Source organism: Enterococcus sp. 5B3_DIV0040 (assembly GCF_002140755.1).
Taxonomy (GTDB): Bacteria; Bacillota; Bacilli; order Lactobacillales; family Enterococcaceae; genus Enterococcus_D; species Enterococcus_D casseliflavus.
The window spans coordinates 88,803-95,367 of sequence record NZ_NGLC01000003.1 but is presented as its reverse complement, the minus strand read 5'-3'; the positions used below and the strand labels follow the sequence as shown (position 1 = coordinate 95,367).

The window sequence follows — 6,565 nt, the reverse complement described above, 5'->3', positions numbered from 1 at the left end:
ACTTTGCCATTCATTACGGTTGGTGCTGCCAATTCATTGCCTTCTTTATCTTCGTATCTTACCGTCACTGGCGCTGCATCGCTACGTTCATAGACATAAACGACTTCTTGCGCGACATCACTGAAGGTCCCTATCCTATCCCCTTGGATCTCTTTCAGTGTATAGCCTGAGATATCCTTTTCTTCCGTAGTAAAGGGGTCGCCTACATACCCTGATAAAGTGACATTTGGTGCAAGCGTCTGTCCGTTTTCGTCAAGATACTTGACCGTAACATCTTCTGCAGTATTCACATACTTCACAGGTACTTGATAATTCACTAAATATTGAATGGTACCTGTACTAGCAGCTCTCTCGGTGGATAAACGATTAGGAACAAGAGAAGTGATTGACAAATAGTCAACATTGGCGGGAATATTTTTAAATTGAATTCCTTCTTCAGTCAGTTCAAACCCATCATTTTCATATAAGGGAAAGATATAGCCATTTTTATCTATCCCCCGAATCGAATAAGAATACTTTTTGTTGGACAAAGAAGAGAGCAACGCATTTCCTTGGGTATCAACCATCATACGGTCTTTATAAAGAACATCAGATTGGCCATCTTTTACTAGCATTGGCTCTAATAGTATTTTCTCCTGAGTCATAATAGATAGTTGGGAATTTTGATGGTGTTCTGGAGATAGCTCTAACTTAGAAAAATCCGTCATGCTACTTGCATAGACCGTCAGATAATCTGTTACCCATCCACTAAGATATTGACCAACCCCAATTAATTCTTGGGCTGTCAAATAGGCATCATAATTTCCTATGTGGATATTTGAAAAAGATCCTTTTGGAAGAATGTGTGCTAGTACATTAGGACGGGTAAACAATGTTGCATTTTCCGCCATAGTGATTTTGGGAACATTCGTAGCAATAATAGATGTCGTGTATAACGCTTGCAAGTTGCTAGCGTATTCTAAACCAGTAAAATCGACTACTGTGTCTTTGGCTAAAGAAGAAAAATCTAACTGTTTTAGATTCACCATATCTTCTTGAGTGATTGTATCAACTGTTTTGTTTAGCCCTTTAGCTACCTCATTTTGCAAATTCTTATCTGGCATCCAAGCGTCTAATGAAACGCTGCGATTAGATGCCTCTTTCATTTCCGCTGATGATTCAGTTGCCGAGCTAGCTGTGTCTTCACTTGGATCAGGGAGGTTTTTTTCTGTACTTTCCGTCGAGCCACTTTTCTCATCATCATTAACCACTTCTTGCGATTCTGAGTTACTTGTGGTGTCTCCATTGATTTCTTCTATACGAGAAGAATCGACTGTTTCAGTAGTCTCCTCCACTTTTTCTAATGTTCCTAATGTCGTTATTTCTTTGTTTGATGGAATGGTTTCCTGTTCCTCAGCCATAACTTGTGCCAAAGGTGCCAACACAGGCTGACTTAACAAGATCGCCAATGACAAATAACCCCAAAATTTCCTTTTCATAACATTCTCCTTTTATATTCGTTTAAATACGATACGCTTTCCTATCTTTCACCTATCGACAAACTTCCCCTTCTGATGATGGTGACGACTTGTTAATTACAACTTTTAGACACAGGATACCCCTGTTCATTTTGATAGTATTACATGGTTCATCATTCTGAACACGTCAACATTTGTATCAGAAATGACCAAACTTGTCAGGTTTTAACGAACAGGTTATTCAAGCAAACAGATCGTTCACTTCACCTGCTCCTTCATGCTCCAAGCTTGGCCTCAGTTAGCGTTATAATTACTGATTTACATTGTTTTTGAATTTACATAAAAAAAGAGACACATACATGCATCTCTTTGGGCAGCCCATTGTAAGTTCAGCCTATTATTGATTTTTTACTAGTTATCCCGATACTCGATCGTCAATCCTTTTAAAAAGTTGCGAGCATATTTGTCTAAACATGGCTTGTAATTGCGATGGCCTTCTTTGCGTAAAATGGCGCCTAATTCACCTTTTGAAACTTTGACTCCCGCTTGCTGGAAAATGTCCAGCATTTCATCTGTTGTTAGGGAAAGGGCGATTTTTATTTTCTTCAGCATCAAATTATTTACATTGCCATTGTTCAACTCTAAGACAGGTTCTGCAGCATCTGGCTTTGTTCCTCGTTGCGAGCGAATCAAACCATTTAAGAAACGCTCAAAGGCTTCATTGGTACATTCAATCTCATAGGTCTCAGGGTCTTTTTTCTTCAATAATTGTCTTACTTCTTCTTTTGTGAAAGAAGCGCCGCCAAGTTCAAAAATTTTCACCATATCGGTATCTTTGATATCCAAAGCATAGCGTAAACGCGTCAAGCGATCATTGTGATTCATTCTATACACCATCCATTTCTTAGGTTGATTATAACAAATAAAAATGCTTAAGAACCATCATTTTTGAATTCCTTTGCTTGGGATTGCTAGAAAATCAATTGCCCAACGCTTAGATATCACCAGTTTGCGTTCATGTGAATGTCACTTGTACTGATTCACGACACAATCAGTAACGACCAAAACAGTTTCTGTCGCCATCATCTGTCTTCTTCACTGTAACATGGTACATAGATTAGGAAAATCATTCGGGTATTTTCTACTGCCGATCATTACCGATGATAAAAGTAGGTCTGCTTTATCCTTCTTTCCTCATAAAGCAATCAAACACTGACGGAAGAAAAATGTATGATTTTCGCTTTTCAGGACAAAGGACTAGGAGGGGAAAAAATGACATTTGTGTTGATTCTATGTATAGGACTTGCCCTTGTGCTTAGTATCTATTCAACGAACAAAAGAAAAAAGAAATAAGCGAGTTTGATTTCTTTTAGGAAGGGCGTATTTTCGTCCTTTTTCATTTACTGCATAAAATACCCTGATTTTCAATCTTCTTTTAAAATGGGGCTTCTGTTAGGAAAAGCCGAGCATTGCCTCAATATGGATGACAGGATGCACGCTTGGTCATCGTTTCCTCATCTCTAAAAGGAACCTGCTTAAGTGTATTATTTTTCTAAACTCTTCTTATCCGCTATACTTAATTTAACGAGAAAATTTTTTGCTTAACAATAAAATAATCAAAAGCAAGGCAAGTGTTCTTGACCCTTTTGGTTGATTTTATTGTTTTATTTCGTGTAGCAAAAACAAAAAGGAGAGGAAAGAAATGAAGAAATACGGGAAATTTTTGGTGATGATTGGGATATCGACGGTGATTATGTTTTGTATGATGTATTTCAATGTCTACGCCCTCGATCATATCTTTTTCAGCCAAACCCGCCTGTTTATGGCACTTATGATGGGCGCGATGATGGCGATCATCATGCTGCTGTTTATGTGGAAGATGTATGACAACAAGAAAATGAATATCGGAATTTTAGTTGTCAGTGTTGTACTCTTTTTTGGTTCACTGTTTATGGTCAGAAGCCAAACCGCCGTGGGAGATACGGCCTGGATGAAAGCCATGATTCCCCATCATTCGATTGCGATTTTAACCAGTAAAAATGCCGATTTGTCTGATCCAAGAGTAAAAGAACTTGCAGAAAAAATCATTGACGCACAGGAAAAAGAAATCAAAGAAATGAAAGAATTGATCGAAGAGTTGGAAAACAAATAGCCAGTTTGTGTGCTCACTCAAAGTACCAGCAGATCAACTTTATCGCCACGGTTACGAAGCCCTTCAAGCAATGGCTGAAGGGCTTCTTTTTTATCGTCAGTTGCTTTCTTTCTACTGAAAAACCCTGACCATTATTGCATCCGTTCTTGTTTGACTTTCTTATCCACAACATGACGCTTGGCAAGCTCTTGGCGGATAGCCGCTAAATCAATCCCCATTTCTGCCATTAAAACCAATGTGTGGTACGCCAAATCAGCAATCTCATAAACGGTTTCTTGGCGGTCTTCCTTCATCGCCCCAATCACGACCTCGGTTGCTTCCTCGCCAATTTTTTTTAAGATTTTCTCACAGCCTTTTTCAAACAAGTAGCTGGTATAGCTGCCTTCTTGCGGCGTATCTTTACGACCTTTTATCAGCTCATACAACGCATCGATGGTCGGAGAGGATTCTGTACCATAAAGCACCTCTGTAAAGCAGCTTTCTGTGCCTGTATGGCAAGCAGGTCCGTCTTTTTTTACTTTGGCGACTAAGGCATCTTGATCGCAATCTGCGGTCAATGATACTAAATGCTGGTAATTGCCGCTGGTTTCTCCTTTGCGCCACAATTCTTGGCGACTGCGGGAATAAAAGGTCATCAATCGGTCCTTCAAGGTCAAGGTCAAACTTTCTTGGTTCATATAAGCCAAGGTCAAAACTTCATTCGTTTCCACATCCTGCACGATCACTGGAACCAATCCTTGTTCATCAAATCGTACTTGCACCATGTTATCCACTCCTTCTATTGCCTATCAAAACGCCAACGCTATACGATTCGTACGGGAATATCGACGGCCTGTAATTGTTTTTTCAGCTCTGGGATTTTCACCTCGCCATAGTGAAAAATCGAGGCCGCCAGCCCTGCTTCAATATTTGGCAATTGAAACAGCTCGATAAAATCGGCACTTTTGCCAGCACCACCCGATGCGACGATCGGTAATTTGGTGATTTCGCTGACAGCTTTCAGCAAGTCTAAATCAAACCCCTGCTTCACGCCATCGGTATCCATGCTGTTGATAACAAGTTCGCCAGCACCTAACTGCTCAGCCTGGTGAATCCACGCCAATGCTTCTAAGCCTGTATCTTCCCGGCCGCCTTTGGCAAACACATGCCAGTTCTCACCGACTCGGCGAACATCAACGGATAAAACAACGCACTGGCTGCCATAGCGTTTCGCGCCTTCTGCAATCAACTCTGGTCGGCGAAGCGCTCCCGAATTGACGCTGACTTTGTCGGCGCCACAGTTTAAGACTCGCTCAAAATCTGCTACTTGATTGATGCCACCGCCCACCGTCAAGGGGATAAACACTTCTGACGCCACGCGCTGCAAAATGTCCGTGAATAAGCCGCGTTCTTCTGCAGAAGCAGTAATGTCATAAAAAACCAGCTCATCGGCGCCTTGTTCATTGTAAAAGCGCGCCAAAGTCACTGGATCATTAACATCTTTTAAGCCAGCAAAATTGACCCCTTTCACGACTCGCCCATCTCGCACATCAAGGCAAGGAATGATTCGTTTGGCGATCATGCTTCTGCCTCCCCTGCTGCTAAGACATCCGCCAATTGGAGACTGCCGTTATATAAGGATTTCCCGACGATCACGCCAGAGATGCCCAACTGTTTTAATCCTTTGATATCTGCCAATGAAGCCACGCCGCCAGAAGCCACGATGTCGCAATCCAATTGATTGAGTTTTTCGTATAAGGGCAGATTGATGCCTTCTCCTGTACCGTCACGCGAGATTTCGGTAAAGATGATCGTTTGCGCTCCCCATTCCACCAATTGTTGGCAAAAAGTAAACGCGTCTGTTGCCGTTTTCTCGAGCCAGCCTTCCACGGCCACTTTTTCTTCCTTGGCATCGACCCCAATGGCGATCTTGTTGCCGTATTTCTTGAGCATCGCTTTTGTGAATGCTGGGTCTTTCTGGGCAATCGTGCCGAGGATCACCCGATGAACGCCTGCTGCCAAACAATGCTGGATCGTTTCTTCCTCACGAATCCCGCCGCCAACTTCGACAAACAGATTGGTTTGCTGGACGATTTTTTTTGCGACATCAAAGTAATGGAGTTTGCCAGCTTTGGCACCATCTAAGTCGACGAGGTGCAGATAGTTGGCACCTTCTTCTTCAAATGAACGAGCAAATGCCACTGGATCATCCCCAAACACTTCTTTTTGCTCATAGTCTCCTTGGTACAAACGGACCACTTTTTGATCTAACAGATCAATTGCTGGAAAAATTTTCATAGCGGCACCTCCGTAAATGCTTTTAAAATCTTCAACCCGACAGCCCCACTTTTTTCTGGGTGAAACTGAGTGCCGAAGACATTGTCTTTTTGCACGATACCGGGAATTGCTAGACCATAGTCACTGTCTGCTATGACATACTCTTGGCAATCAGTAGCAAAATAACTGTGGACATAGTAGACAAAATCTTGTTCCCCTAGCCCGCTGACTAGAGGACTTTCCTTTCTGACAGTCAGCCGATTCCAACCAATCTGCGGCACTTTTAGATTCAGTTTGGCTTCTTCAAAGGCGCTTTGCATGGAAACGATCCGTCCTGGAATCAAACCGAGCCCCACATGTGTGCCAAACTCCTCACTACTATCAAACAACAGCTGCATCCCTAAACAAATGCCTAAAAAGGGTTTGCCAGCTGCTGCCAATTCTTGGATCGGTTCGATCAGCGACAACTCTGCCAACTTTTGGCGGGCATCGCCAAAAGCGCCTACGCCGGGTAAAAGAATGCGGTCGGCAGCTTTTAATTCTGCTAGTGAACGCGTGATTCGGCAGTCAACCCCCAAATAATCCAGCGAACGAGACAAGCTGAACAAATTGCCGACCCCATAGTCGATGATTGCTAACATAATACGCCCCTTTCCTTATCTCATCCATCTGTGTGGAAGATACGTAATCATTTTTCCCT

Annotated in this window: 7 protein-coding genes; 1 reads left to right on the top strand and 6 read right to left on the bottom strand. The window is 42.3% G+C overall.

Annotated elements, in window-relative coordinates; genetic code table 11:
* Positions 1–1,478 (bottom strand): MucBP domain-containing protein (locus tag A5883_RS17670; RefSeq protein ID WP_254907898.1); only part of this gene is annotated, 1,478 nt, incomplete at its 3' end.
* A 390-nt stretch (positions 1,479–1,868) separates the two neighbouring features.
* Positions 1,869–2,342 carry a DUF1456 family protein gene (locus A5883_RS17665; protein ID WP_086339203.1) on the bottom strand — a complete coding sequence of 158 codons (474 nt, stop codon included), beginning with the start codon at positions 2,340–2,342 and terminating at the stop codon, positions 1,869–1,871.
* Positions 2,343–3,159: 817 nt separating this feature from the next.
* Between A5883_RS17665 and A5883_RS17660 the strand changes: the two genes are divergently transcribed.
* Positions 3,160–3,609, top strand: coding sequence for a DUF305 domain-containing protein (locus A5883_RS17660; RefSeq protein ID WP_086339202.1), 450 nt, complete (start codon positions 3,160–3,162; stop codon positions 3,607–3,609).
* Between the two features lie 131 nt (positions 3,610–3,740).
* On the opposite strand, the gene hisIE is transcribed toward A5883_RS17660, so the two are convergent.
* From hisIE to hisH, 4 genes are read right to left on the bottom strand one after another with little or no spacing between them, the layout of a single operon-like run.
* Positions 3,741–4,373 carry a bifunctional phosphoribosyl-AMP cyclohydrolase/phosphoribosyl-ATP diphosphatase HisIE gene (hisIE, locus tag A5883_RS17655; protein ID WP_086339201.1) on the bottom strand — a complete coding sequence of 211 codons (633 nt, stop codon included), beginning with the start codon at positions 4,371–4,373 and terminating at the stop codon, positions 3,741–3,743.
* Between the two features lie 38 nt (positions 4,374–4,411).
* Complete coding sequence (gene hisF, locus A5883_RS17650) at positions 4,412–5,170, bottom strand: imidazole glycerol phosphate synthase subunit HisF (protein WP_086293280.1); 759 nt, start codon at positions 5,168–5,170, stop codon at positions 4,412–4,414.
* Entirely contained in the window at positions 5,167–5,886 is a 720-nt protein-coding gene (gene hisA, locus A5883_RS17645; RefSeq protein ID WP_015509107.1) for a 1-(5-phosphoribosyl)-5-[(5-phosphoribosylamino)methylideneamino]imidazole-4-carboxamide isomerase, read from the bottom strand. Before hisA ends, hisF begins: the two co-directional genes overlap by 4 nt.
* Complete coding sequence (hisH, locus tag A5883_RS17640) at positions 5,883–6,506, bottom strand: imidazole glycerol phosphate synthase subunit HisH (RefSeq protein ID WP_074934506.1); 624 nt, start codon at positions 6,504–6,506, stop codon at positions 5,883–5,885. The genes hisA and hisH overlap by 4 nt, the downstream gene beginning before the upstream one ends.
* Positions 6,507–6,565: the final 59 nt, after the last annotated feature.

Coding starts and splice junctions, on each gene's coding strand:
- A5883_RS17665 (WP_086339203.1), bottom strand. CDS start 2,342: ATGAATCACAATGATCGCTTGACGCGTTTACGCTATGCTTTGGATATC.
- A5883_RS17660 (WP_086339202.1), top strand. CDS start 3,160: ATGAAGAAATACGGGAAATTTTTGGTGATGATTGGGATATCGACGGTG.
- hisIE (WP_086339201.1), bottom strand. CDS start 4,373: ATGGTGCAAGTACGATTTGATGAACAAGGATTGGTTCCAGTGATCGTG.
- hisF (WP_086293280.1), bottom strand. CDS start 5,170: ATGATCGCCAAACGAATCATTCCTTGCCTTGATGTGCGAGATGGGCGA.
- hisA (WP_015509107.1), bottom strand. CDS start 5,886: ATGAAAATTTTTCCAGCAATTGATCTGTTAGATCAAAAAGTGGTCCGT.
- hisH (WP_074934506.1), bottom strand. CDS start 6,506: ATGTTAGCAATCATCGACTATGGGGTCGGCAATTTGTTCAGCTTGTCT.